The organism is Sphaerisporangium flaviroseum, assembly GCF_039537005.1.
GTDB lineage: Bacteria > Actinomycetota > Actinomycetes > Streptosporangiales > Streptosporangiaceae > Sphaerisporangium > Sphaerisporangium flaviroseum.
The window spans coordinates 84,921-110,604 of record NZ_BAAAZR010000004.1; the positions used below are offsets into that span (position 1 = coordinate 84,921).

Annotated in this window: 21 protein-coding genes; 10 read left to right on the plus strand and 11 right to left on the minus strand. The window is 70.7% G+C overall.

Going from position 1 to position 25,684, the window contains the following annotated elements; genetic code table 11:
* Window positions 1-68: 68 nt before the first annotated feature.
* From ABD810_RS12140 to ABD810_RS12170, 7 genes are all read left to right on the plus strand, one after another.
* Window positions 69-1,940, plus strand: a complete 1,872-nt coding sequence (locus ABD810_RS12140; protein WP_344938053.1) for an ABC transporter substrate-binding protein — start codon at window positions 69-71, stop codon at window positions 1,938-1,940.
* 2 nt (window positions 1,941-1,942) lie between these two features.
* Window positions 1,943-2,932 carry an ABC transporter permease gene (locus ABD810_RS12145; RefSeq protein WP_344938055.1) on the plus strand — a complete coding sequence of 330 codons (990 nt, stop codon included), beginning with the start codon at window positions 1,943-1,945 and terminating at the stop codon, window positions 2,930-2,932.
* A 49-nt stretch (window positions 2,933-2,981) separates the two neighbouring features.
* The gene (locus ABD810_RS12150; RefSeq protein WP_344938058.1) at window positions 2,982-3,875 is read left to right on the plus strand and encodes an ABC transporter permease; all 894 of its coding nucleotides are present in this window, start codon (window positions 2,982-2,984) and stop codon (window positions 3,873-3,875) included.
* Entirely contained in the window at window positions 3,872-4,849 is a 978-nt protein-coding gene (locus tag ABD810_RS12155) for an ABC transporter ATP-binding protein (RefSeq protein ID WP_344938060.1), read from the plus strand. Before ABD810_RS12150 ends, ABD810_RS12155 begins: the two co-directional genes overlap by 4 nt.
* Before the next feature lie 78 nt (window positions 4,850-4,927).
* The gene (locus ABD810_RS12160; RefSeq protein ID WP_344938062.1) at window positions 4,928-5,893 is read left to right on the plus strand and encodes an ABC transporter ATP-binding protein; all 966 of its coding nucleotides are present in this window, start codon (window positions 4,928-4,930) and stop codon (window positions 5,891-5,893) included.
* A 30-nt stretch (window positions 5,894-5,923) separates the two neighbouring features.
* Entirely contained in the window at window positions 5,924-7,315 is a 1,392-nt protein-coding gene (locus ABD810_RS12165) for a M20/M25/M40 family metallo-hydrolase (RefSeq protein WP_425566893.1), read from the plus strand.
* Window positions 7,312-8,379 (plus strand): histone deacetylase family protein, encoded by a 1,068-nt coding sequence (locus ABD810_RS12170; protein ID WP_344938065.1) that lies wholly within the window; start codon window positions 7,312-7,314, stop codon window positions 8,377-8,379. Before ABD810_RS12165 ends, ABD810_RS12170 begins: the two co-directional genes overlap by 4 nt.
* Before the next feature lie 9 nt (window positions 8,380-8,388).
* Here the strand turns inward: ABD810_RS12170 and ABD810_RS12175 are convergent, their stop codons facing one another.
* The 6 genes from ABD810_RS12175 to ABD810_RS12200 all read right to left on the minus strand — a co-directional run bounded on the left by ABD810_RS12175 (window position 8,389) and on the right by ABD810_RS12200 (window position 16,785).
* Window positions 8,389-9,141: a sulfite exporter TauE/SafE family protein gene (locus ABD810_RS12175; protein ID WP_344938066.1), complete on the minus strand. Its 753-nt coding sequence runs from the start codon at window positions 9,139-9,141 to the stop codon at window positions 8,389-8,391.
* 670 nt (window positions 9,142-9,811) lie between these two features.
* A complete protein-coding gene (locus ABD810_RS12180) occupies window positions 9,812-11,767 on the minus strand; it encodes a CocE/NonD family hydrolase (protein WP_344938068.1) in 1,956 nt (651 codons plus the stop codon).
* A complete protein-coding gene (locus ABD810_RS12185) occupies window positions 11,758-12,945 on the minus strand; it encodes a Glu/Leu/Phe/Val dehydrogenase dimerization domain-containing protein (RefSeq protein ID WP_344938069.1) in 1,188 nt (395 codons plus the stop codon). Before ABD810_RS12185 ends, ABD810_RS12180 begins: the two co-directional genes overlap by 10 nt.
* Entirely contained in the window at window positions 12,942-14,624 is a 1,683-nt protein-coding gene (locus tag ABD810_RS12190) for a 5-guanidino-2-oxopentanoate decarboxylase (RefSeq protein WP_344938071.1), read from the minus strand. The genes ABD810_RS12185 and ABD810_RS12190 overlap by 4 nt, the downstream gene beginning before the upstream one ends.
* Window positions 14,621-15,565 (minus strand): DMT family transporter, encoded by a 945-nt coding sequence (locus tag ABD810_RS12195; RefSeq protein WP_344938073.1) that lies wholly within the window; start codon window positions 15,563-15,565, stop codon window positions 14,621-14,623. Before ABD810_RS12195 ends, ABD810_RS12190 begins: the two co-directional genes overlap by 4 nt.
* A complete protein-coding gene (locus tag ABD810_RS12200) occupies window positions 15,562-16,785 on the minus strand; it encodes a metal-dependent hydrolase family protein (protein ID WP_344938075.1) in 1,224 nt (407 codons plus the stop codon). Before ABD810_RS12200 ends, ABD810_RS12195 begins: the two co-directional genes overlap by 4 nt.
* A gap of 144 nt (window positions 16,786-16,929) precedes the next feature.
* Between ABD810_RS12200 and ABD810_RS12205 the strand changes: the two genes are divergently transcribed.
* The 3 genes from ABD810_RS12205 (at window position 16,930) to ABD810_RS12215 (ending at window position 19,919) form a co-directional block, all read left to right on the plus strand.
* A complete protein-coding gene (locus tag ABD810_RS12205) occupies window positions 16,930-17,535 on the plus strand; it encodes a TetR/AcrR family transcriptional regulator (protein ID WP_344938077.1) in 606 nt (201 codons plus the stop codon).
* Between the two features lie 317 nt (window positions 17,536-17,852).
* Entirely contained in the window at window positions 17,853-18,185 is a 333-nt protein-coding gene (locus tag ABD810_RS12210; protein ID WP_344938079.1) for a hypothetical protein, read from the plus strand.
* A gap of 204 nt (window positions 18,186-18,389) precedes the next feature.
* Window positions 18,390-19,919 carry a glycosyl hydrolase 53 family protein gene (locus tag ABD810_RS12215; RefSeq protein WP_344938081.1) on the plus strand — a complete coding sequence of 510 codons (1,530 nt, stop codon included), beginning with the start codon at window positions 18,390-18,392 and terminating at the stop codon, window positions 19,917-19,919.
* Between the two features lie 73 nt (window positions 19,920-19,992).
* Here ABD810_RS12215 and ABD810_RS12220 read toward each other — a convergent pair whose 3' ends face one another.
* From ABD810_RS12220 to ABD810_RS12240, 5 genes are all read right to left on the minus strand, one after another.
* On the minus strand, window positions 19,993-20,586 hold the full coding sequence (locus ABD810_RS12220; protein WP_344938083.1) for a response regulator: 594 nt from the start codon (window positions 20,584-20,586) through the stop codon (window positions 19,993-19,995).
* Entirely contained in the window at window positions 20,583-21,695 is a 1,113-nt protein-coding gene (locus ABD810_RS12225) for a sensor histidine kinase (RefSeq protein WP_344938085.1), read from the minus strand. Before ABD810_RS12225 ends, ABD810_RS12220 begins: the two co-directional genes overlap by 4 nt.
* A 167-nt stretch (window positions 21,696-21,862) precedes the next feature.
* Window positions 21,863-22,732: a patatin-like phospholipase family protein gene (locus tag ABD810_RS12230; RefSeq protein ID WP_344938087.1), complete on the minus strand. Its 870-nt coding sequence runs from the start codon at window positions 22,730-22,732 to the stop codon at window positions 21,863-21,865.
* Window positions 22,733-22,802: 70 nt separating this feature from the next.
* Complete coding sequence (locus ABD810_RS12235) at window positions 22,803-23,771, minus strand: glucosyl-3-phosphoglycerate synthase (RefSeq protein ID WP_344938090.1); 969 nt, start codon at window positions 23,769-23,771, stop codon at window positions 22,803-22,805.
* A 107-nt stretch (window positions 23,772-23,878) separates the two neighbouring features.
* Window positions 23,879-25,348: a helix-turn-helix domain-containing protein gene (locus ABD810_RS12240; protein WP_344938092.1), complete on the minus strand. Its 1,470-nt coding sequence runs from the start codon at window positions 25,346-25,348 to the stop codon at window positions 23,879-23,881.
* Window positions 25,349-25,684: the final 336 nt, after the last annotated feature.

A 25,684-nucleotide genomic window follows, 5' to 3' on the forward strand; every position in this document is an offset into this window, starting at 1 on the left:
TCCCGAACCCCCGAATGCGCCCCCCGGAGGACGATATGCCGATATTTCCCCGTACTCGGACGTCGCTGGTGGGCCTCGCTCTCGTCGCCGGGCTGGTCGCCGGCAGCAGCCTGGCCGCACCCGCCCACGCCACACCCGCGCACACTCTGACCGCCCTACCGCACGAGGCGCCGGCGCTCGCCGCTCCGCCCAGTCCCGGCCCGTCCCAGGGCAAGAGGGTCTTCACGGTCGGCATCCAGTCGGACGTGGACTCGGTGAACCCCTTCACCGGCATCGTGGTCGAGGCCTACGAGGTCTGGGGCCTGATGTACGACACGCTGATCGGCTACAGCGCCAAGGACTTCACGCCCGTGCCCGGCCTCGCCGAGTCGTGGACCGAGGCGACGGACAAGAAGAGCTGGACCTACAAGATCCGCTCTGGCGTGAAGTGGACGGACGGCAAGCCCCTCACCGCGCGGGACGCCGCCTACACCTTCAACCGCATCATCAACGGCGAGTACGAGCAGACCAACTACGGCAACTACGTCACAAACATCACCAAGGCCGAGGCCCCCGACGACACGACGCTGATCCTGCACGTCAAGAGGCCCACGCCCATCATGACCCGCCTCGCCGTGCCCATCCTGCCCGAGCACATCTGGAAGGACATCGACGCCAAGAAGGTCAAGTCCTTCAGCAACGAGCCGTCGGGCGCTCCCATCGTCGGGTCCGGGCCCTTCACGCTGATCGAGCGGAAGAAGGGGCAGTTCATCCGGATGGCCGCCAACCCCGGCTACTGGCGCGGCGCTCCCAAGATCGACGAGCTCGTCTACCGGGTCTTCACCAACTCCGACGCCCAGGCGCAGGCGCTGACCCGAGGCGAGATCGACTACGCCTTCGACCTGCAGGCCAACGTCTTCAAGTCGCTCAAGAACCGGCCGGGCATCACCACCAGGGCGTCGAAGTACAGCGGCTTCAACGAGATCGGGTTCAACAACGGGGCGGCGCTGGCCGACGGCACGCCCATCGGCGACGGCCACCCGGCGCTGAAGGACAAGCAGGTCCGGCTGGCCATCTCCTCGGCCATCGATCGGAAGACCCTGGTCAACCGGGTGCTCGACGGCAACGGCGAGCCGGGCACCACCGCCGTGCCGCCGATCTACGCCAACCTGCACTACGAACCGCCGGTCAAGCAGGACTTCGACCCGGCGAAGGCCGGACAGCTCCTCGACGCCGCCGGATACACCAAGGGATCCGACGGCATGCGGGAGAAGGACGGCAAGAAGCTGTCGCTGCGGCTGTTCACCCGGCAGGAGTCGCAGGAGTCGCAGAACACCGGCGAGTTCGTCAAGGGCTGGCTCAAGGACGTCGGCATCGACGTCAAGGTCAAGGTGGTGTCGGAGGACGCGCTCACCGAGATCATCGGCCGGGGTGAGTTCGACATGTACGAGTGGGGATGGGTGGTCGAGCCGGACCCCGACTACCAGCTGTCGGTGTTCACCTGCGGAAAGCGCAGCTACAAGGACGGCAACGCCATCTACGCCGACCTGTCCGACTCCTTCTACTGCAACCCGGCCTACGACAAGCTGTACGAGGCGCAGTCCGGTGAGACGGACCCGGCCAAGCGGGCCGAGATGGTCAAGCAGATGCAGCAGATGGTCTACGAGGACGCCGCCTACGCCATCACCTACTACTACGACGACAACGTCGCCTACCGCAGTGACCGCTGGACCGGGTTCGTGCCCCAGCCCGACCCCGACGGCTCGGTGCTGTTCCAGTACGGCACCTACTCCTACCTCAACCTCCAGCCGGTCGCGGCGGCCCGGAAGGACGCGGCGTCCAGCGGTTCCAACACGGGCCTGCTCGTGGGCATCGGAGCCGGGGTGGTCCTGCTCGGCGCCGCCGCCGTTCTGGTGTTCTCCCGCAGGCGCCGGACCGCGACCGCCGACGAGCGGGAGTAGCCGTGGCGGTCAGCACCGTCCCGGGCACGACCACGCGTGCCCGGGCGCGTTTCCTCACCGGGACCAGCGGCTACGTCATCCGTAAGCTGAGCTGGTCGCTCGGCACGCTGTTCTTCGTCCTGGTCTTCAACTTCTTCCTGTTCCGCATGCTGCCGGGCGATCCGGTCGGCCTCTACAACCGCGGGCGCAACATGCCCGCGGGTCAGATGGCCAAGCTGCGGGCACAGCTCGACCAGCCGATCGGGCAGCAGTTCCTCGACTACCTCGCCAACCCCTTCGCCAGCACGATCAACTCGACCCGGTTCAACCGCCCGGTCTGGGAGATCGTCGGCGAGCGGGTGTGGCCGACGGTGATGCTGGTCGGCACCGCCATCCTGATCGCCTCGGTGGCGGGCGTGTGGATCGGCATCCGCAGCGCGTGGCGCAGGGGCAGCGGCTTCGACCGGGGGGCCACCTCGATCACGCTGGTCCTGTACGCCATGCCGGAGTTCTGGCTCGGGATGATGTTCCTGATCGCGTTCCCGTTCTTCCCAAGCGGCGGCATCACGACCCCCGACGACGGGAGCATGGTGGACGTGGCCTGGCACATGGTGCTGCCGGTGACCTCACTGGCCCTGGTGTACCTGGCCGAGTACTCCACGATCATGCGGGCGTCGTTGCTGGACGAGCTGGGGCAGGACTACCTCCAGCTCGCCCGGGCCAAGGGGCTCAAAGACGATCTCGTGCGGCGGCGGCACGCGGTGCCCAACGCCCTGCTGCCGACCATGACGCTCATCCTCATGAACCTGGGCTTCGTGATCGGCGGAGCCATCACGGTCGAGACCGTGTTCTCCTGGCCCGGCCTGGGCCTGCTGTCGTACGAGGCCCTGCGCGGGCCGGACATTCCACTGCTCCAGGCCATCTTCCTGCTCTTCTCCATCGGGGTGGTCGTCTTCATGCTCATCGCCGACCTGCTGTACGCGATCATCGACCCACGGGTGAGCAGCTCATGACCCCTGCCTTCATTCCCCGCCTCCGCGCGGAACCCCGGGCGTGGTGCCCATGACCTCGGCCGCCGCCATCGTCAGGGCACGCCGCAGGGCGACGCTCACCCGCTTCTGGCACGACTACCGCGGCCACAAGACCGGCATCGCGGGGCTGGCCATCCTCGGCTTCTTCGTACTGGTGGCGATCTTCGCGCCGCTGCTGGCCGACCCGACCGGACTCGACATCACCAAGGCGACGGCCCCGGCGCACATGGCGCCGTCAGCGGGCAATCCGCTGGGCACCGACGAGAACGGCCGCTCCATCCTGACCCTGCTGATCCACGGCACCCGCATGTCGCTGCTCGTGGGCCTGGCGGCCACCGTGATCGCGATGGTCATCGGCACCGCGATCGGCGTCATGGCCGGGTTCTACTCGGGCCGTACGCGGTCGATCCTGAACGCCGTGTCCGACTGGTTCCTGGTCATCCCGTTCCTGCCTCTCGCGATCGTGATGGCCACCGTGCTGGGCCCCTCTCTGCTCAACATCATCATCGTGATCGGAGTGACGTCCTGGCCGGGAACGGCCCGGCTGGTCTGCGCACAGACGCTGTCGGTGCGCGAGCGGCCGTACATGGAAAGGGCCAAGGCGCTCGGGGCGAGCGACTGGCACCAGATGACCCGGCACGTGCTGCCGAACGTCATGCCGCTGGTCATGGCGCACGTCGTGCTGACCGTCTCGATCGCGATCCTGTCGGAGACCACGCTGTCCTTCCTCGGGCTCGGCGACCCCACCCGGCCGTCCTGGGGCTACATCCTCGACCACGCCTTCTCCACCGGGGCCATGACCAACAACGAGTGGTGGTTCGTCATGCCACCGGGCATCTGCGTCGTGCTGGTGGTGCTGGCCTTCACCTTGATCGGCCGCACGCTGGAGGCCGTGCTCAACCCCCGTCTCAAGGAGACGAGATGAGTGTGCTGGAGCTTCGGGACCTGCGCGTCACCTACGCGGGGGACGTGCCGGCCGTACGCGGCGTGGACCTGTCCGTCGCGGCGGGCGAGGTGCTCGGCATCGCGGGCGAGTCCGGATGCGGCAAGTCGACCATCACCAACGCGGTGCTGCGGCTGCTCCCCCGATCGGCGGAGGTCGGCGGGCAGGTACTGCTCGACGGCGAGGACGTGTACGGCATGTCCTTCGGGCGGCTGCGCGCCGTCAGGTGGGCGCAGGCGTCGATCGTCTTCCAGGGTGCCCTGCACTCGCTGAACGCGGTGCAGCGGATCGGCAGGCAGATCGCCGAACCGATCCTGCTGCACTCCAAGGTGAGCAGGCGGGAGGCTGACAAGAGGGTCGCGGAGCTGCTGGAACAGGTCGGGCTGCCGGCCAGGCGGGCCAGGGACTACCCCCACCAGCTCTCGGGAGGTCAGCGGCAGCGCGTGATGATCGCGCTGGCGCTCGCGTGCGGGCCGCGCCTGCTCATCGCCGACGAACCGACCACCGCGCTCGACGTCATGGTCCAGGCCCAGGTGCTGGACCTGCTGTCGTCGCTGGTCAAGGATCTCGGCCTGTCCATGGTCCTGATCTCCCACGACCTGTCGGTGCTCGGCTCGGTCTGCGATCGGGTGGCCGTCATGTACGCGGGCCGTGTGGTGGAGCAGGGCCCGGCCACGGCCGTCTTCGACGACCCCCGCCATCCCTACAGCGCCGCGCTGGCCGGCGCGTTCCCCCGGATCGGCGACGAGCGGTTCCGCTACAGCCCGCGCGGGCTGCCCGGCGACCCGCCCTTCCCCGGCGACCTGCCCGGCGGATGCCCGTTCCACCCCCGCTGCCCGATCGCCGTGGACCTCTGCGCTACCACGGAGGTCACCCTGGCCGGGGTGGGCGACGGCCGCACCTCCGCCTGCCTGCGCGCCACCGAGCGCGGCCTGGACCTTCGAGGTGCCCGATGAACGAGACCCCGACCGGCCCGGACCTTCGAGGTGCCGCATGAACGAGACCCCGACCGGCCCGGACCTTCGAGGTGCCGCATGAACGAGACCACGACCGGCACCGATGTCGCCCTCGCCGCACATGGGCTGCACGTCCGGTTCGGCGCGGCCCGCGCCGTCGACGGCGTCGAGCTGGAGATCGGCTCTGGAGAGATCGTCGCCCTGGTCGGTGAGTCCGGCTGCGGCAAGACCACCCTGGCAAGGAGCATGCTCGGCCTGATCCGACCGGCCGAGGGATCCGTCCAGCACGGGTCGCGCCCGCTGAGCTACGCCAAGAGCGCGCTGAAGGACTTCCGGCGGCACGTCCAGCTCGTCCTGCAGGACCCGACGGGCTCGCTGAACCCCCGGCACACGGTGTACGAGGCCGTGGCCGAGGGCCTGCGCATCCACGGCATCGGCGACGAGGAGACCCGGGTCGCCGACGCGCTGGCGAAGGCCGGCCTCCGTCCCGCGGAACGATTCTTCCTGCGCTACCCGCACGAGCTGTCCGGCGGGCAGCGCCAGCGCGTGGTGATAGCCGGAGCCCTGGTGCTGGAGCCGGACGTGCTGGTCGCCGACGAGCCGGTGTCGTCACTGGACGCCTCCGTGCGCGGCGAGATCCTCGCGCTGCTGCTCACGCTGCGCGCCGAGCTCGGGCTGTCGGTGCTGGTTGTCACCCACGACCTCGGGCTGGCCTGGAACATCGCCGACCGCGTCGCGGTGATGTACCTCGGCAGGATCGTGGAGACCGGCCCCACCGCCGAAGTGCTGCTCACGCCCCGGCACCCGTACACCAAGGCGCTGCTGTCGGTCGTCCCGGAGATCAACAAGCTGGATCCGATCGTTCTGGTCGGCGAGACACCCGATCCGTCCCGCATCCCGGTGGGCTGCCGCTTCCGCCCTCGTTGTCCTGCTTATGCCGCCGGGCTTCCGGAGCCGATCGCCGCCCGCTGCGAGACCGATCCACCGGCCGTACTCCCCGCCGACCGCGGCCACCACGCCGCCTGCCATCTCACGGAGGCCTGATTGACCCCCCAGCCGACCGCCGCCCACCGGATGGTCCCCGCCGTGACCGGCCCCAGCGGGACGGACGGCGACGCGACGGACGCCGGCCGGATCCTCTCCGACCTGATCCGGATCGACACCACCAACGAGGGAGACAACCGGGGACGCGGCGAGCGCGGCGCGGCGGAGTACGTCGCCGGTGTCCTCGCCACGGCCGGAGTCGAGGCCCGGATCCTGGAGTCCGCGCCCGGCAGGAGCAACGTCGTCGCCCGCGTCCCCGGCGCGGACCCCTCGCGGGAGCCGTTCCTCATCCACGGCCACCTGGACGTCGTGCCCGCCGACGCCGCCGACTGGACCGTCCACCCCTTCTCCGGCGAGATCGCCGACGGTGTCGTCTGGGGCCGTGGCGCGGTGGACATGAAGGGCACCTGCTCCATGACCCTGGCCATGGTCCGATCATGGGCCGCCGCCGGGGTCAGGCCGGACAGGGACATCGTGCTGGCGTTCACGGCCGACGAGGAGGCGACCGGCGAGTACGGCTCGTACTACCTCGCGAGGCGGCACGCCGCGCTGTTCGAGGGCTGCCGCGAGGCGATCAGCGAGGACGGCGGCTACACCGTGCACCACGCCGGCAAGCGGATCTACCCGGTGGCCGTCGGCGAGCAGGGAATGGCCTGGATGCGGCTGACCGCGCGTGGAGTGGCCGGGCACGGTTCGATGCCCCCGGCAGACAACGCGGTGGCGGAACTCTGCCACGCCCTGTCGCGCCTGGCCTCCTACCGCTGGCCGGTGCGGCTGACCCCTGGGGTGCGCGGCATGCTGGACGCCCTCGCCGCCGCACTCGGCGAGACCATCGACCACGACCGGCTGGACGCCGAGGCCGAAAGGCTGGGCGCGGTGGGCGCCCTGTTCCGGCCCGTGCTGCGCAACTCCGCCAACCCGACCATGCTGAACGCGGGCTACAAGGTCAACGTGATCCCCGGCTCGGCCGATGCCCACGTGGACGGCCGGTTCCTGCCCGGGTTCCGCGAGGAGTTCCTGGAGACGGTCGACCGCCTGCTCGGCCCGAAGGTCACCCGGGAGTTCGTCTGCCTGGAGGACGCCCCGGCCGCCGACCCCGGCGGCCCCACGTTCGACGCGCTGTGCTCCTCACTGGTCGCCGAGGACCCCGGCGCCGTCCCCGTGCCGTACGTCATGAGCGGCGGCACCGACGCCAAGGCGTTCCACGAGCTCGGCATCGTCTCCTACGGCTTCGCCCCGCTGGCGCTCCCGCCCGACCTGGACTACTACGGCATGTTCCACGGCATCGACGAGCGCGTGCCCGTCTCCGCCCTGGACTTCGGCGTCCGCGTCCTCGACCGCTTCTTCAGGAAGGACGCCGCCGCCCGGACGACGGTTCCCGGGAACGCGCACGGCGGGACCCCGGGAGAGGGCGCCGCGTGATCTCGGCCGTGTGGTCGCCCGCCTGCCTGGAGCACGTGCCGGGCGCCGAGATCTGGATCGGGGTACGGACCCCCGGGACCGAGGTGCCGGAACGGGCGACCCTCATCGGCTCCGCCCTGGCCGAGGCCGGCGCCGAACTGGTGGAGGCGGTCCCCCACGACGACACCGTCCTGCGCGCCGTCCACGACCCGGGGATGGTCGACCATCTCCGCCACGTCTGGGACCAGTGGTCGCACGCCGGGTACCCGGAGGATCCCGGTCAGGACCGCGTGGTGCCGTACGTCTTCCCCACCCCCGCCATGCTCGCGGGCATGCCGGCCCGCACCCCCACCGCCGTGCACGCCCGCGCGGGACTGTGGTGCTACGACACCATGACCCTCGTCGGCCCCGGGACGTGGCCGGCGGCGCGGGCGGCCGTGGACGCGGCGCTCACCGCAGCCGACCTGGTGGCGGCGGGAGCACCGGCCGTCTACGCGCTCTGCCGCCCGCCGGGGCACCACGCCGCGCCCGCCGGGTACGGAGGCTCGTGCTACCTCAACAACGCGGCCGTGGCGGCCCAGGCGCTGCGCGGCCACGGGTTCGAGCGTGTCGCCGTCATCGACGTGGACGCGCACCACGGCAACGGCACCCAGGCCATCTTCTGGGAACGCGCGGACGTGTTCTACGGGTCGGTGCACGTCGACCCCGGAGCCGGATGGTTCCCCCACTTTCTCGGCTTCGCGGACGAGACCGGCACGGGAGCGGGCGACGCCACGACGTGGAACGTCCCGCTGGCGCCGCGATCGGGTGACGAGGCCTGGCTCGCCGGCGTCGAACGGCTGTGCGCGGCGACCACGGCGTACGGGGCGGAGGCGGTGGTGGTCTCGCTCGGCGTGGACGCCGCGGCCGACGACCCCGAGAGCCCGCTCTGCGTCAGCGCGGACGGCTACCGCCGGACGGGCTCCCTCATCGCACAGCTCGGCCTGCCGATGGTGGCGGTCCAGGAAGGCGGCTACCACCTGCCCACCCTCGGCCCCCTGGTCGTCGAAACCCTGACCGGCCTCACCGGCCACCGGAGCAGGTGAGGCCGGGGCTCAGAGGTAGGTGTCGAGGCCCAGTTTGACCGCGACGAGCAGGCCGCAGACGGCGGCGGTGATGCGGAGCGTCTGGCCGGGGAGCCTGCGCGCGAGCGCCGGGCCGAGCCAGCCGCCGACCAGGAACCCGGCCGCCAGCGGCAGCGCCGCCGTCCACCGCACCGGGCCGAACAACGCGAAGCCGACCGCGGCCACGGCGTTGGCCAGCGCCGACAGGACGTTCTTCATGGCGTTGAGCCTGGCCGGGGAGTCGTGGAGCGTCGACCCCAGCATCGCGAACATCAGGATGCCGCCGGCGGCTCCGAAATACCCGACATAGACCGCCACCGTGGCCACCCCGGCACGTGGGCGCCACCCGCTGCCGTCCTCCCGGCGCCGCGCCAGGTTCTCCAGCTTCGGCGGGCGGAGCAGCAGCAGGGAGGCGAGCCCGACGAGCCACGGGGCGACCGCCTCGAAGATCCCCGACGGCGTCACGAGCAGGAGTGCGGCGCCCGCCATCCCGCCCAGCGCCGCCATCCCGCCGAGCCGCAGCAGCCGCCCGCCCTGCCCCGCGAGCTCCGGCCGCGACCCGGCCGCCGCGCCCAGTCCGGTGAACACCAGCGAGACGGTGTTGGTGACGTTCGCGCTCAGGGGCGGCAGGCCGAATGCCAGCAGGGCCGGATACGAGATGATCGACGCCAGGCTGACCACCGTGCTCACCACACCCGCCAGCACTCCGATCCCGACCAGCCCCAGCGCGTCAGCAACGGTCACGGACCCCACCCAACCACGCGCCGTCCCCGGCGGCGGAAGGAGGGGGCCGGGCCAGGGTCATCGACGGCGGCACGGGATGGCCATTTAAGGGTCGGTGCGGCCTTGCATTTGTGGTATTTGGAGCCCTTGGTGTCCCAGATGTTCGCCCACCCGGCACCCATTTGATCGGGGCACCCATGTGTTGCCCACCCCTGATTGTGACCTTCCGAAAGGGTGCCGGGGTGTGTCACAACCTGTCACCCGGGGTCGGCTCTTCGCCTCGGTGGTACAACTCGGCGGTGTGACCATCTCGCGCTTCGAGGTGAAATCCAATGTAGGTGGGAAACACATGGGTACCCTGATCAAATGGGTGCCGGGAGGGCCATTTAAAGGGTCGGTGCGGCGTTGCGTGTGCGGTATTTGGAGCCCTTGGTGTCAGGGATGTTCGCCCACCCGGCAGCCATTTGATCGGGGCACCCATGTGTTGCCCACCCCGTGATTGTGACCTCCGAAAGGGTGCCGGGGTGTGTCACAACCTGTCACCCGGGGAGGGCCATTTAAAGGGTCGGTGCGGCCTTGCATGTGCGGTATTTGGGCCCCTTGGTGTCCCAGATGTTCGCCCACCCGGCACCCATTTGATCGGGGCACCCATGTGTTGCCCACCCCCGATTGTGACCTTCTGCACGGCCGCTCATCTCTGACGTGAACCAAGGGCCACGTGGCCGGTCCAGCGGCGGTTCAGTAGCTCGGTGCCGTTCTCGGTGGCGGTGATGTCCACGGTGACGCTCAGGCCGCCGTCTCCGGTGACCACCTCCACCCGGCTTTCCGCGCCCACCATGGGGCCGTCCGGCCAGGTGATGTCGAACCGGCTGCGCGCCGAGGCCGTCTGGTGGCGGGTGCGGTGGTCCAGGGTGACCTCGCCCTCGTAGAGGTCGGCGTAGGTTCCACCACCGAGCGGCTCTGCGGTGGAACCGTAGCGGGTGCGGCAGCGGGTGGTCCGCTGGAGGACGTCCTGCTCGATGGTCCAGACGACATCGGTCGCGTCGGGGACCGGCGCTTCCGTGCACCGCAGCCCCGAGGCGGGTTCGCCCAGCGGGCCGCCGACCAGCGGGAGGAGCAACGTGCTCGCTCCGAGGTCCACCTCCACCCGTGCCGGCTCCAGTGAGGCCATGACGTTCGGCCACTCGGAGGTGGCGAGCGCGAGCCTGAGCCGGTGGCCGGGGATCACCCGATGCGCCACGACATCCAGCTCCACCTCCACATCCATCTCCACCCGGCTCCCGTCCACGGCCCGGCTCTGTGGCCGGGCGCCGTTCCCGGTCCCCATCGCGGGCGAGGCCGGCGAGGCGGCGGCGAGGAGCAGGACGCCGCGGGTGATGAGTTCGGAGGCGCCGTCGGGCGCCACGTCGCAGAGTCGCACGGCGAGCGTGGCACCCGTCTCCGCACGGACCCGCGCGCGCAGCCGGGGGTGACCGACGATGGTCAGCCCATCGGCGGGGCTGTCCCACTCGACGGTGACACACCGGGCGTCGTCCGCGCTCTGGTCCAGCGGCTGTCCCCAGGGAAGCGCGCCAGCGCAGTTGTTCCAGGCGGCGACACCGATGTCCGGCGCGGCCGGAAGCTCGGCCCAGGCGCCGGACGGACCGAGGATCCGGGGCCGCTCCGGAAGGGCGGGCCAGCCAGGGAAGGTACGGAATTCGCCGTTCACCATGGGCCGGTCGGGGGACGGCGGGGTGGAGGAGCGGATGAAGATCACGGCCGAGCGGTCCGGCGCCGCCGCCCGGTCCCCGCGCAGCCAGCGGTCCCACCAGCCGACCATCTCGGGCAGCAACTCGATGCCCGGACCCGGAAGCGCGTGGTCGGGTGACGAATGCGACCACGGCCCGGCGACGACACGGTAGGGAACGTCGTTGCGTTCGAGAGCTGCGCTCAGGCGCGGCACCACGTTGGCATAACCGTCCGCCCATCCCGCGACCAGCATCGTCGGCACCGCGATCCGATCGTGGCCGGGACGGAGCGAGCCCTGCCGCCAGTAGGCGCCGTCGTGCCGCTCGCCCATCCAGCGTGGCAGCCACGGCTCGGTGGCCGCCAGCCGCCGCAGCCACTCCTCGCGCCAGCCGTCCCCGTACACCTCCGGTACCGGGGGCAGCGCGTTCATGGCCGCCATGTACGCCGGGTAGTCGACGATGTCGAGCCATCGGTGGACACCGCCCGAGTAGTGCACGTCGTCGGTGTAGCGGTCGTCGGAGGCGTAGATGGAGCAGATCGCCCTGAGCGCGGGGGGACGGGCGGCGGCCACGCACAGGGCGTTGAAGCCGCTGTAGGAGGTGCCGTACATGCCTATGCCGCCGTCACACCATGGCCGGCCGGCCAGCCACTCGATGACCTGGCACAGGTCGTCGACCTCGCTCGCCGGGTACTCGTCCTCGGGAACGCCCTCGCTGGAACCGGTCCCGCGTACGTCCACCCGGCACACCGCGTAGCCGTGATCGGCGGCCAGGGCTTCGTACTCGGCGCGATAGCCGTAGGTCACGTCGTCCTTGCGGTACGGCAGCGCCTCCAGCAGGCATGGCGCGGGCAGCCGTTCGGGCAGGAAGAGGGTGGCCGCGAGCCTCGTCCCGTCCGCCATCGGAATCGTCACCAGCACGGTTCCTCCTCGGCGGTCCGCACGACCGGAGATGGCGCTCGGCCGCTGAGGGTGTGCGCGATCTCTCGTGGGGTCTTCCCGGTGCGCCCGGACTCGTCGAGCACCTCCCGCAGCACCCGCCGCATCCACGAGCGGATCTTGGCGAAGGCGCCGTCCGCCTCGGCGGGGATGTCCCCGAACAGCGTCCACCACCACCAGGAGTTGGTCGCCGAGTTGGCCACGACGTCCGGCACGATCAGCACGCCGCGCTCGCGCAGCAGTTCCTCCGCCTCCGCGGTGACCGGGCAGTTCGCGGCCTCGACGATCAGCCGGGCGCGCACGCGAGCGGCTTCGGGCGCACCGACGCAGTACGACACGGCGGCGGGGACCAGCACGTCGCAGTCGACGTCCAGCCAGCTCGCCCCGGGCAGTTCGCGGTCGCCGGCCCGCAGGCGGGTACGGTCCATCCGGCCGTGCGCGTCCCGGCTGAGCAGCAGGGTCTCCACGTCGAGCCCGCCCGGGTTGACGATCAGGCCATCGGTGTCGCTGATGCCGACGATCCGCACCCCGGCCCTGGACAGGAACCTGGCCGTGGCGCCGCCCATGGAGCCGAAGCCCTGGACGACGGCCGTGGCATCGCGCAGCCCGAGGTGGTCGATGGCGGTCAGCACCGCCTCGGCGACGCCGCATCCGCCCGCGAGGTCGCCCAGCCCGATCCCGTCGACGTCCACGGCGAAGGCCGCGTCGAGCCGGCGCAACGCGGCGTCCGCGTCGTCCAGCAGCGGCAGCACCGCGTCGATGGACGTGCGCATCCCGGCCTCGCGGCAGGCCGCGTCGATCGAGTCCTGGCGTAGTCCGAGGTCCTCGCCGGTCGCCCAGTAGGTCTGCAGGAGGGGTTTCATGGCGACGATGTACCGCCGCAGCAGCCCATCCGCCTCGGGGTCGAGCGGATCGCAGTCGATGCCGCCCTTGGCCCCGCCGAGCGGCTGGTACAGGTTGCCCGGTTCGTAGGCGAGCGCCTCCTTGCGGCTCATCCCGCGCGCGAGGTCAGCGACCTCGGCCAGGGTCACCCCTTCACGCATGCGCAGCCCTCCGCTGCCGACGCCGCGTCCGAGCCGGTCGATCACGACGTACCCGTGGCGGCCGGTCACCTCGTCCGTCCACACGACCTGGAGGAAGGGCTGCGGTGTGGGGGTCACTGGTTCTCCTTGACGACGATGACGGTGGGAACGGGCGCGCGTACCGCTTCTCGTACGGCCTGGCCCAGCTCGGCCGGGGTGCCGGCGGCGACCCCGCGTGCCCCGTAGGCACGGGCGAGCATGACGAGGTCGGGCCCGTGCAGGTCCACGCCGACCGGGGGCATGCCGCGCTCGGCCATCTCGGCGCGGATCTCGCCGTAGCCCCCGTTGAGTGACACGACGATCGGAAGGGACAGGCCCAGCTCCACGGCGGTGGCGAGCTCCTGCACGCTGAACTGGAACGCTCCGTCCCCGGCGAGGACGGCCACCGGCGCGCCCGGGCGCGCGACCGCCGCGCCGATCGCGGCGGGGAGCGCGAAGCCGAGCGTGCCGTAGCCGGTGGGGAACAGGAAGCGGCCGGGCGGATCCATCGGCAGGCCGCCGAGCGCGCCGTAGTAGCACATCATCGAGTTGTCGGCGGCGACGATCGTCTCGGGCGGCAGCGCCTCCCTCAGGGCTTCGAGCTGTCCCGCCCATCTGTGCGTGAGCCGCTTCAGCTCGGTGTCCCGCGCGCGCCACGGCTCCGCATCCCGTGAGCGCGCCTCGGCGGCTCGCGGCGGCTCCCCTTCACCGCCGGTCGGCGGCTCCCGGCGGACGTCCCGGTCGCGGGTCGGTACGGCCGGTGCCAGGCGCGCGAGCAGTCCCCGGAGGGCCTCCCCCACGTCGCCGACGACCGGGACGCCGGCGACATGGTCACCGTACATCTGGCCTGGATCGATGTCGGCCCTGATCAGGGTGCCGTTCAGGCGGAAGTCGTCGACCCACAGGTCGGAGGGCGCCAGCTCGGTGGCCAGTGCGAGCACCACGTCGCACCCGGCCAGCCAGTCCCGTACCGCCGCCAGGTGCATGGTGGCGCCGAGGGACAGCGGGTGGCTTTCCGGGACGGTGCCCTTGCCGTTCGCCGTCGTGACGATCGGCGCGCCGAGCAGCTCCGCCAGGCGGACCACGAGGGGGCCCGCCCCGTGGCAACCGCCGCCGGCGACGACGCCGGGGCGGCGGGCCGCGGCCAGGACGGCGGCGGCCTCGTCCAGCGCGGCGGGGCCGGGCACGCGTGGGGGCTGCCGGAATCGTGGCCCGAACCGGACGGCGCCTTCGGCGTCCAGCAGGTCGACGGGGATCTCGATATGGACCGGCCGGGGCCGCCCTTCCCCGAAGGAGGCGAACGCGCGCGCGACCGCCGCCGGGATCTCCCCGAGCGAGGTGACCCGGTGGCTCCAGGCGCACAGCGCGTCGAGCGCGCGGGACTGGTCCTTGCTCTCGTGCAGGTATCCGCGCCCCTGGCGCGGATGAGCCGCGGGCACACCCGGTGAGATCAGCAGCACGGGCACCGAGTCGGAGTAGGCCTGGGCCAGCGCGGTGGCGGCGTTGAGGGCGGCCGGTCCCGTCGTGGTGACCGCGAGGCCGGGACGTCCGCTCGCGCGGGCGTACCCGTCGGCGGCGTATCCGGCCCCCTGCTCGTGCCGGGGCGTCACGCACCGGACCCCGGCCCGGTCCAGCTCCTGGTAGAGGGCCAGGTTGTGGGTGCCGGGGATGCCGAAGACGGTGTCCACCCCGTGGCGGGTGAGCGCCGCCACCAGTGCCCCGGCCCCCGTCCCGGCGAAGACCTCGGCCGGCGCCGCGCCGCCTGTCGGACAGGTCATGGGGCATCTCCTCCGGGTACGGGGGTGAGAGTGCGGGCGGGAGGTGATGCGGGGGCGGCACGTGCGGGCACCGCCACGAGGACCATCGCCACCAGGACGCACCCGCCTCCCACCAGCAGCGACCAGCCGGCCGCCTCGCCGTACAGCAGCACCGCGAAGGCGGTCGCCCACAGCGGCTCGACGGACATGACGACGGCGGCGGTGGTGGCGGGCACGTGGGCCTGCGCCCAGGTCTGCGTGAGGAAGGAGAGCGCTCCGGCCACGGTCGCCAGGTAGACCAGACCGGCCCAGTCCCCGGCCGAGGCCGGCACCGCGACCCCGCCGGGCAGGGCCGCGACCGTCAGCACGCACGCCATCGTGCCGATCTGGACCACAGTCAGCGCGTAGGCCTCCTCCGGGCGGCTCCACCTGCTGAGCGCGACGACGTGGACGGCGTAGAACGCGGCCGAGGCCAGCGTGAGCGCCAGCCCCACGGCCGGGACCGGCCCTCCGTCGCCGCCGGCCATCCAGGTGAAGGCGGCCAGGCCCGCGACGGCGAGCCCCACGGCGGTCCAGGTCCGGACGGTGATCCGGGTGCGGAACCACACCAGGGCGAGCAACGGGGTCATGACGACGTACGACCCGGTCACGAAGCCCGAGACCGAGGACGGCAGCGTCGTCAGCCCGTAGGTCTGGGTGACCAGCGCCGCGCCGTACACCAGCCCGAGCCCGACGCCCGCCCACCACGCGCGGGAGCCGAGCCCGCGCAGGACGGCCGGACGCACGGCGAGCAGCAGCACGGCCGAGGCCACGTAGCGCACGGCGAACAGGTCCGCCACCGGCAGCCGCGTGATCATGTCCTTCACGAGGGGGAAGGTGGTGCCCCAGACGGCGGTCACGCACAGCAGCGCGACAACGCCGGCGAGGTGCCGCGCGGCCTTGGCGGGGTCGAGAGACCTCACGAAAGGTCGTTCTTCAGGATGTCGCCGTTCTTCATGACGAAGGCGACGTCGGTGAAGGCGCCGACGTCGAAGGGGCCGCGGACGGCGATGAGGTCGGCGTACTTGCCCGGGGTCACCGAGCCGACGCGGTCCTCCCAGCCCATGCACTCGGCGCTGGTCAGCGTGGCGGCGCGCAGCACCTCCACAGGACTCATGCCGTGTTCGGCCATGGTGCGCAGTTGCAGGGCCTGCATGCCGTGCGGGAAGCCGCCGGCGTCCGTGCCGAAGCCGATTCTGACCCCGGCGCGCACGGCTCGCGCGAACGCCTCGCGTTGCGCTTCGGCCGTCTCGTCGTTCTTGCGCAGTCCTTCGGCGTCGAAGCCGTTGGTCGCCGCGGTCTCACGGATCCAGTCGGCCCACCAGATGTCGGCGGACAGGTAGGTGCCGTGCTCCAGCATGAGCTCGATGCCCTCGTCGTCCAGGTAGCAGGCGTGCTCGATCGAGCGGACCCCGGCGCGGACGGCCATCTTGATGCCCTCGGCGCCGTGGGCGTGGGCCGCGACGTACGCCCCGTACCAGGACGCCTCCTGGACGGCGGCGCGCATCTGCTCCTCGGTCAGCTCCGGCGCGCCGGGCACCGTACCGGCGGCCATCACCGCACCGGTCGCGATGAGCTTGATGAGGTCGGCGCCGCCGTGCAGGATCTCCCGCACCCGCTCGCGGACGTCGTCGACCGTGCGCACGGATCCGAAGCGGAACTCGCGGGGAAGCTCGATGTCGTGCGCGAGGCCGGTGATCATGCCTCCGCCGGAGGAGACGGTGACGTAGGCCCCCGCGACGGCCATACGGGGACCGGTCACCGTGCCGTCGTCGATGGCGTCGCGCAGCGCCGTGTCGACGAAGGCGCGGAACGTCCCGACGTCACGGACGGTCGTGAACCCGGCGAGCACGGTGTCGCGTGCGTTGCGCACCCCGGCGAGCACCTGCCGCGCGGCGCTCAGCTTCAGCTCCTGCGCGTAGTCCCCGCAGGCGGCGACGCCGACCAGGTGGGTGTGCAGGTCGATCAGACCGGGGGTCAGGGTGACGTCGCCCAGGTCGAGGATCCGGACGCCGGGGGGCACCGGCGCCGTCCCTGGCCCGACCGCGGCGATCCGCTCACCCTCCACCAGCACCGTCTGGTCGTCCAGCACCTGACCGGCCTCGACATCCACGAGCCGCGCACATCGCAATGCGATCGCCATCCGGGATCCCTTCCACACGTTTCCTGAGTCGCAACTCAAACACATCGGCCCTGAGCATGACAATGGGTGATCTGGCTAAGTCGCGCCTCAGCTTTCGCAGCCCAATCGCCGTTCCGCGCACGCGGGGCACGCTAGGGTTCGTCTGTGGCACGAGGATTCGGCCGGGTACGTCGCGACGATCTGCTCAGGACCGCCTGTGAAGTGATCAGCGCGCAGGGCTTCGGACACACCCGCACCGTCGACATCGCCCAGGCGGCAGGGGTCAGCCAAGGGCTGCTCTTCTACCACTTCGAGACCAAGGACAACCTGTTCGCGCAGGCATTCGAGTACGCCGCCCAGCGCGACCTCGACACCCTGGCCAAGCTGGAGGAGAACGGCGGTGCGCCGCTCGCCCGGCTGCGCGACCTGCTGAAGCTCTACTCCCCCAGCGCCAAGTCCAAGTCGTGGGCCCTGTGGATCGACGCCTGGTCTGAGTCACTGCGCAGCACCGCCCTCGAAGAGGTGTCCCGCACCATCGACCTGCGCTGGAAGCAGGCGCTCCGCGCGATCCTCGACGACGGCGTGGCGGAGGGGGCGTTCAAGTGCCCCGACCCCGATGGGTCGACCTGGCGCATCGTCTCGCTCATCGACGGCCTGGCCGTCCAGGCCACCGTGCACAAGCGCGTGCTCACCCGCGCCCGGCTCGCCGAACTGGTCCGCATCGGCACCGCCACCGAGCTCGGCCTTCCTCCCGAAGCACTGTCGGACTGACCCGGTCCGCCGTCTCCCAGGCACCGCTCACGCCGCCGCGAGGGATTGGCAGGAAACGGTCACCGTGGGGCAACTTGCTGCATTCGATTTCTCTGGTTCACGGGCTGTGGAAAGCGCAGAGTTGGTTGCGCGAGCACAAATCCACCGCCTAGAAAAGAGATAAGGAATGAAGCACCCGACCCCCTCCCCGATCCAATTCACGACCATCGTCAATCCATCGGTGATGCCGCTTCGCAGGGCCGTCTCCCGCGCCGCCGGCGGGCTCTCCACAGTGGCGCCACCGGGCGTCACCTGCGACTGAGCGGAGGTATCCAGCGATGTTGGTGGTGTTGACGATGCGCCGCATCATAGGACATCCGTCGGGCGACTCGCCGGTCGACGGCAGGCGGATGCTGGCACTGTTACCCAGACATTGGCGTAAGGATTTGCGGGAGGGCGGCGGGCACATCGCCATCCGAATTGATACCGACGACAATACGACGACCGCGCAGATCCGCGCCCAGGTGGTGGCCACCCTCACCAATCCGGAGATCAGCCGCTGGCGACTGGTCTCCTGCGAGACCGTGACGCCCCCGCGCGTCCACCAGCCCGCAAGACCCACCCCGGTCCCGACCGCACGACACATCCACCAACGCTCCGAATGGAACTGACACCACGCCCCTCACCGGAATCCCCCTGTGTGAACGTACACAGATTCGGCCGGCATCATCTGGGCCCCGCACCTCGCTCACCTGGTGATGATGTGACCGATCGACCAGCGGCTGGTCCATGGTGCTTTTCAGAGAGGAGGGCGAAGGCTACTGTGCACGTTCACAGAGCATCTTCGCCCATCTCCTCTCCTGACCGGAGGACCCATGAAAAGCACAATGGCGGCCCTGTTATGCGGCACCGCGCTCCTACTCCAGGCAGGGGCCGTACAACCGGCACAGGCCGCGACGACGGTCGTCAACGGAGGGTTCGAGTCGAACGGGGCCGCGGTGGCGTCCCCGACCGGCTGGACCAGCTCAGGCACGACGGCCGCCGACTACACCGAGTCCGGCGGCCGTTCCGGGTCCTACCGGATCACCCACTGGTCGTCCGCCGCCTACACGGTGAGGACCTCCCAGACGCTCACCGGCCTGACCAACGGTTCCTACACGCTCAGCCTTTATGTGAAGAACGGCGGCGGGCAGAGCTCCGTCTACGCCGGGCTGGAGAACTGCGGTGGCACCGACAGAAGGACGTTCCTTCCGGTCACCGGAGACTGGTTGAAGATCGCCGTGTCCACGACCGTCTCCGGCGGTTCCTGCACCATCAGCCTCTCCTCCAGCGCGTCCGCGGGGAACTGGGCGAGCTTCGACGACGTCGCCTTCGCCTCCGGCGCGGCCACCCTCTCGGTGAAGGGAGCGGACGTCTCCACCCTGGCGAAGTCCGAGGCGTACGGCGGTGTCTACTACGGGCGCGACGGAGCCAGGGGCGACGCCCTCACCCTGCTGAAGTCCCACGGCGCCAACTACGCGCGGCTGAAGGTCTGGGTCAACCCGGCGGACGGCTACAACAACAAGGCGCGGGTGCTGGCCATGGCCAGGCGCGTCAAGGCCCTCGGCATGGGGCTGCTGGTCGACTTCCACTACTCGGACCGGTGGGCCGACCCCGGAACACAGACCAAGCCCGCCGCCTGGTCCTCGTACCCGTTCACCCAGCTCAGGCAAGCCGTTTACGACCACACCTATGACGTGCTGAACGCGCTGAAGGCGCAGGGCACGACGGCCGACATGGCGCAGGTCGGCAACGAGATCAACGACGGCATGCTCTGGGAGGACGGCCGCGGCTCGCGGTTCGCCCAGCTCGCGCAGCTGCTCAGCGCGGGCGCGAGCGCGGTCAAGGCCGTGTCGTCGTCGACGAAGGTCGTGCTGCACCTGGCCGAGGCCGGGAACAGCGCGGTCTTCCGGTGGTTCTTCGACAGCGCGGCCTCGTACGGCGTCGCCTACGACGTCATCGGCGCCTCCTACTACCCGTACTGGCACGGCACCCTGGCGGCGATGCAGGCCAACGTCACCGACATCAGGTCGAGGTACGGCAAGCCCGTGCTGATCGCCGAGACCGCGTATCCGTTCACCACGGGGAACGACGACTCCGAACCCAACATCATCTCCGCCGCCACGCCGTACGCGGGCTACCCTGCCACCCCGGCGGGCCAGGCGGCGCTGTTCCGCGACGTCATGAGCACCGTGCAGGCGGCCGGCGGGCTCGGCGTCGTCTACTGGGAACCCACCTGGACGGCCGTCACCGGCAACGGCTGGGACCCCGCCAACCCCTCCTCCGGCAACGGGTGGGACAACCAGGCCCTGTTCGACTTCAACAACAGGGCGACCCCCGCCATCGCCGAGTACTCCCACCAATAACGCCACACCCCTGCACAAGCCCTGAGCCGGTGGCCCCTCGCCCGGTGTCGTATTCGCGCCACCGGGCGGCGGTTCACAGCCAGCCTTGGGAGGCGGCGACACGGGCCGCTTCGATGCGGTTGCGGGCGCCTGTCTTGCTGATGGCCGACGACAGGTAGTTGCGCACCGTGCCTTCGGTCAGGTAGAGCCCTCTGGCGATGTCGGCCACGGTGGCGCCGCTGGAGGCGGAGCGCAGCACATCGCACTCCCGAGTGGTCAGCGGGCTGGTCCCGGTGGTCAGCGCCGCGACGGCCAGCTTGGGGTCGATCACCCGTTCCCCACTGGTGACCCGGCGTACGGCGTCGGCGAGCTCCGCGGCCGGGGCGTCTTTGACGACGTAACCCGCCACTCCCGCCGCCAACGCCCTGCTGAGATATCCAGGGCGCCCGAAGGTGGTCACGATGACCACACGACAGTCCCGCAGTCGCTCGGCGACGGCCAGACCGGAGACACCGGGCATTTCAATGTCGAGCAGCACCACATCGGGATGATGCTCCAAGACCGCGTCCGCGACCAGGTCTCCGCGAGCGACCTCGGCCACCACCTCGATGTCGTCTTCGAGGCTGAGCAGCGCGGCCAACCCTCCCCGGACCATGTCCTGGTCGTCGGCGATGAGGACACGTATCACGTCGCCTCCACAGGTACGCGGGCACACATTCGATAACCGCCGCCCGCCAGCGGACCGGCGTCGAGCGTTCCGCCGGCGGCCGTGACGCGCTCGGTGAGACCGGTGAGCCCGTACCCCGGCCGGTGGCCGTTGGCCAGGCGCCCGTCGTCGCATATCTCGACGCCCGCCTCGACCGGGTCCGCCCACAGCCTGATGGAGCACCGGGCGGCCCTGCTGTGGCGCAGCACGTTCGTGGTGCCTTCGCGTACGGCCCACGCGAGCAGGGACTGGACCGCGACGGGAACCGGCGTCGCCGTCGAAGAGACGTCCAGGTCGATACCGGCAAGCGCGAGGGTGCTGCGGGCGTTGTCGAGCTCGCCCGGCAGCGACACGGCCCGGTAGCCGGTGACGGTGTCCCTGACGTCGTCGAGTGCCTGCCGGGCGACCCGCTCGACGTCGGCCATCTCCTGGGCCGCCTGATCGGCGTCGCTCCGGGCGAGCCGGGCGGCCAGCTGGCTTCGGATGACGATCGAGGTCAGGGTGTGGCCGAGGGTGTCGTGCAGATCGCGGGCGAAGCGCAGCCGCTCGTTGTCCACCGCGAGCCGCGCGGTCTCGGCGCGTGCGAGGTTCAGCTCGTGGAGCATGCGGCCCATCGTCCTGAACGCGTGCACCAGGGCGGCCTGCACCAGAGTGGCCACGGGCACCCACCAGAAGTCCCTGAGCGGCACATCCTCGGTCCAGAAGGCGACCGGCTCGACCAGCACGGTGAGCGACACTCCCACGGTGAAGTCCCGGATCCGCGGGAGCGTGGCCAGCGCGGAGACGACGAAGAGGAAGAAGTAGTACGCCCAGAGGTAACCGAGGACCGGGAACAGGGCGAGCGCAGAAGCGCAGAGCCCGACCAGCGCCCATGGCACAGGGGTCATTCCGTGAACGCCGAGAGCCTGCCACATCAGCCGGATCCAGCAGGTCACAAAAGCCGAGAGCGCGACGAGGGACCAGGCCACCTTCGCCGGGCCGGGATCGTTGATGACAAATGCCCACAGCGGGCCGGCGAGGACGAGGGGCCAGATGATGGATCCGGCCCGGGCGGCTCTGCGCCCCGGTCGCCTGGCCGACTCCTCCAGCACCGTCTCCTCCCTTCCCCGTGGATTCGCCCAGCATTCAAAGGAGACCACCGGGGGGCGGAAAGGCGAAGGCCTCCGGCCGGACGATCTCGTCCCGGCCAGAACTCTCCCGACCCCGTCGGCAGACCGGCGAGCCCGCCAAGGGACGTCGGAACCACAAACGGAGGGTTTCAGCCGTGCCACACCCCCGCGATGGAGTCCGCGACCGTGGCGGCCTGTGTCCAGCCCGCGCGGGCGGCGGCAGCTCTGCGCCCCTGGTCCGGCATGCGCATCCCCTCGCCCAGTGCCTTCCGGGCGGCACGGTCGGGAGAGAGCACGGCCACGCGTACGCCTGTGCCGAGCTCCGCGATCTCATCGTTCAACCGCCCCACCGGCCCGCCCTCGCGAATCAGGGGCCCGAGCACCACCACACGGTCATGCCCCACGGCCAGGTCCGCGTTCACCGGCGAACGCATGCCCCCGTCGATGTACCGCCGCCCGTTGATGACCGGCGGAAGTCGTATCCCCGGACCTGCCGTGCTGGCAGCGACCGCGTCCACCAGGTCGACTCCGCCGGTGGAGTCGAACCCCACGAACTCTCCCGACTCGGCGTCGACCGCCGTGATGAGGAAAGGTCGATCCGGCCAGTCGCGAACCTCTCCGAGGTACCTCGCGATGAGGTCCCTGCGCTCCGCCACCGAGACCGTCGCCGCCGCCAGCGCCACCTGGCCGATCCACTTACCGAACCGCTCGGGGTCGTCACGAGCGGCCCTCGCGGTCCAGATGAGCCGCCCCATGCCCAGCAGGTCCGTCCAGGGAGCCTGTTCCCCCTCGACCGGGACGAGCTGGCTCTCGTACGCCTTGCGGACATCGAGCCCGGCGGCGAGCTGTGCCCCGGCTACCGCCCCTGCCGACGTCCCCACGATGAGATCCGCCTGCGCCAGCTCCACCCCGAACTCGGCCAGCCTCGCCACCACCCCCATCTCCCACCCGAGACCCGCCACCCCACCGGCCCCCAGCACCAGAGCCCTGCCTCCGGGGACCTTCTTCGCGCTGTCCATGCCTTGAGAAGAGCACGTGTCCGCCATCCCGCCGTAGTGCCGTTCCCCAGTGCCGCGAATATGACAAATGTCAGGGTGCCGCTTGATCGAGCGTTCTGAGGACGTCGTCGCGGATCCTGATCATGGGAGGGCGCTCCTCCACGGCGGTGTCCCTGTCGACGGGGACGTGGCCGGAGTCGGTGCGGGTGAACTGGGTGAGAGGGGCCGAGGGGGTGTGCAGGGGGATCATCTTCCGCTGGCGTTCCATGCGGGACCAGGCGGTGTGCATGATCTGGCCGGCCATGACGCCAAGGGCCGGCGTCGGCTGGTGGGAGTGCACCCGCCGCCCCAGATCGACCTGCGCGAGCGCGTCCAGCCCGGCGTGGTCCAGCAGGTCGATCAGCAGGCCGAGCTCGACTCCGTACCCGGTGGCGAAGGGGACGCGCTCGAGGGTCCGCCTGCGCCCGGCGTACTCCCCGGCGAGCGGCTGGACGAACCCGGCGAGCAGCGGCCAGTGGCGGTTGAGCAGCGGCCGGGCGACGAGCTCGGTGACGCGCCCGCCGCCGCTCTGGATCTCCTGGAACGGCCGGTCGTAGCAGCCCTTGACGTACACGATCGAGGGGTCGGCGAGCAGCGGCCCGAGCAGTCCGGTGACGAACGAGGTGTGAAAGTCCCGCAGGTCGGCGTCCACGAAGACCAGCAGATCGCCGGAGGTGACCGCGAGCGACTTCCACAGCGCGTCGCCCTTGCCGTCCATGGGGGCCAGCGTGGGCAGGATCTGGTCCTGGGCGAAGACCTTCGCCCCGGCCCGCAGCGCTCGGGCGGCGGTGTCGTCGGTGGAGCGGGAGTCGATGACGACCAGCTCGTGGACGAGGGGCACGGATTCGACGAGGTCACGCCGGATGGCCGAGACGATCTCCCCGACCGTGGCCGCCTCGTTCCTGGCGGGCAGCACCACGCTGATCTTCGTGTCACCCTTGGCCGCGAGCAGGCCCTCCACGGGCCAGTCGGCCGAGACCGTCGTACGGTCGCGCAGCCATACCTCCACCTCAGGCAGCACGATACGACCCCCTATCAGCGCAAATCACATGCCGTATCACTCTATGCACCGGCCGCGATCGCGAGGGGAACGGGTCCGGCGTGCCGTGAGGGCGGCGCCCCGGGAGGTCAGGCGCCGGCGTGGCGTTCGAGGAACGAGTAGACGTCGGCCTCGTCGACACCGGGGAAGGACCCGGGCGGCAGGGCTGCGAGCACGTGCGAGTTGGCCCGCGCCGAGGGCCAGGCGTAGCCCTCCCAGCGCTGCGTCAGCTCGGTCGGCGGGCGGCGGCAGCAGTCCCCCGACGGGCAGTTCGACTTGGTCCTGGTGGTGGTCTCCCTGCCACGGAACCACCGGGACTCGCGGTACGGCACCCCCAGCGTGATGGCGAAGTCCCGCTCCCGGGACGGGTCGACGTGGGCGCTGCAGAAGTAGGTGCCGGTGGGCGAGTCCGAATACTGGTGGTAGACCGAGAAGCGGTCCGGGGACAGGAACACCTGGCGGCCGGACCACCGCAGGCACATGCGCTGCCCCTCGATGGCCCCCTGCTCGTCGGCGGGGAACACGATGCCGTCGTTCTCGTAGGCCTTGTGGATGATGCCGCCGGCGTCGTTGCGCACGAAGTGGCAGACCAGGTCGAGATGGTGGGTGGCCAGGTTGGTGAAGCGGTGCGCGGCCATCTCGTAGGAGACCGCGAAGACGTCCCGCAGGTCCTCCACCGACAGCACCCGGTCCTGCTTGGCCTCCTTGAGGTACGGCACGGCCGTGGTCTCGGGCACCAGGATGGCGGCGGCGAAGTAGTTGGCCTCGGTGCGCTGGCGCAGGAAGTCGGCGAAGTCGCGTGGCTTGTGGTGGCCGAGCGCCAGATGGCCGATGGTCTGCAGCAGGATCGTGCGCGGGGTGTGCATGCCGAGCTGCTCGTGCTTGACGTAGATGCGCCGGTTGCGCAGATCGGTGATCGACCGTACCGACCGTGGCAGGTCCTGCGCGGTCTGCACGGTGTAGCCGAAGTGGGTGACCAGCGCCTGCACGGTTCCCTGTGACAGCGCGCCCGTCCGGTAGCCCACGGCGGCCAGCGCCTCGGCCGCGGCGGACTCGATCTCGGCGAAGTAGTTGCCCTGCTCGCGCTGCTTGCGCCGCAGCTCGGCGTTGGCCGCCCTGGCCTCCTCCGGCGTCGCCGTGCCCTTGGCCTCCCGCGCGCGCAGCTCCTCGTACAGCCCGAGGATGTGTTCCAGCACGTCGTTGGGGACCCGGGCGGAGACCTTCAGCCGGGGCAGGCCCAAGGAGGCGTAGATGGGGTCGCGCTGAGCCTCCTCCAGGGCGATCTCGAGCTGGGCGCGGCGGTTGGGCGCCTGCCGCCGCAGCAGCTCCTCGACCGGCACCGTCAGCGCGGTGGCCAGCGACTTGAGCAGCGACAGTTTCGGCTCGCGCTTGCCGTTCTCCAGGAGGGAGAGCTGGCTGGGCGCCCGGCCGACGCGCTCGCCGAGCTCCGACAGGGTGAGGCCGCGCTGCTTGCGCAGATGCCTCAGGCGCTGGCCGAACGCCAGGAGGTCGAGCTCCTGCGTCAAAGACAGCGGTTCTTCTCCCACCAAAGACGCCATAGCACGATCCTAAGCGCAATTTCGACATATCTTCCAGTGGCTCTCCGGACCGTCGATCCGGCACATCTCCTCCGGTAACGCCCGGGAGACTCCCGGGCTCCGAGGGGCGGGGGCGCCGGTGATCGCGAAGCCGGCTCGGCCTTCCGGGCGCGACGACGGCCCTGCGGGCCGTGTCCGGTCCCGGGTCATGGGGTTGTTGACGCACCTGCTCCGGCTGATCGTTTTACGGAATATCCCCTTATGTCGCGGTATGTGGTGATACGGCGAGCCGAACTCGGTGATGTGGATCACAGGAATTGGTCTAGTCCATAATGAAAACTTTGCGTTTCTTGCTCC

What these genes read in the sequence shown, in the direction of transcription:
- ABD810_RS12150 (WP_344938058.1), top strand. Translation starts at nt 2,982, where the DNA reads ATGACCTCGGCCGCCGCCATCGTCAGGGCACGCCGCAGGGCGACGCTC.
- ABD810_RS12155 (WP_344938060.1), top strand. Translation starts at nt 3,872, where the DNA reads ATGAGTGTGCTGGAGCTTCGGGACCTGCGCGTCACCTACGCGGGGGAC.
- ABD810_RS12160 (WP_344938062.1), top strand. Translation starts at nt 4,928, where the DNA reads ATGAACGAGACCACGACCGGCACCGATGTCGCCCTCGCCGCACATGGG.
- ABD810_RS12165 (WP_425566893.1), top strand. Translation starts at nt 5,924, where the DNA reads ATGGTCCCCGCCGTGACCGGCCCCAGCGGGACGGACGGCGACGCGACG.
- ABD810_RS12190 (WP_344938071.1), bottom strand. Translation starts at nt 14,624, where the DNA reads ATGACCTGTCCGACAGGCGGCGCGGCGCCGGCCGAGGTCTTCGCCGGG.
- ABD810_RS12200 (WP_344938075.1), bottom strand. Translation starts at nt 16,785, where the DNA reads ATGGCGATCGCATTGCGATGTGCGCGGCTCGTGGATGTCGAGGCCGGT.
- ABD810_RS12210 (WP_344938079.1), top strand. Translation starts at nt 17,853, where the DNA reads ATGTTGGTGGTGTTGACGATGCGCCGCATCATAGGACATCCGTCGGGC.
- ABD810_RS12215 (WP_344938081.1), top strand. Translation starts at nt 18,390, where the DNA reads ATGAAAAGCACAATGGCGGCCCTGTTATGCGGCACCGCGCTCCTACTC.
- ABD810_RS12230 (WP_344938087.1), bottom strand. Translation starts at nt 22,732, where the DNA reads ATGGACAGCGCGAAGAAGGTCCCCGGAGGCAGGGCTCTGGTGCTGGGG.
- ABD810_RS12240 (WP_344938092.1), bottom strand. Translation starts at nt 25,348, where the DNA reads ATGGCGTCTTTGGTGGGAGAAGAACCGCTGTCTTTGACGCAGGAGCTC.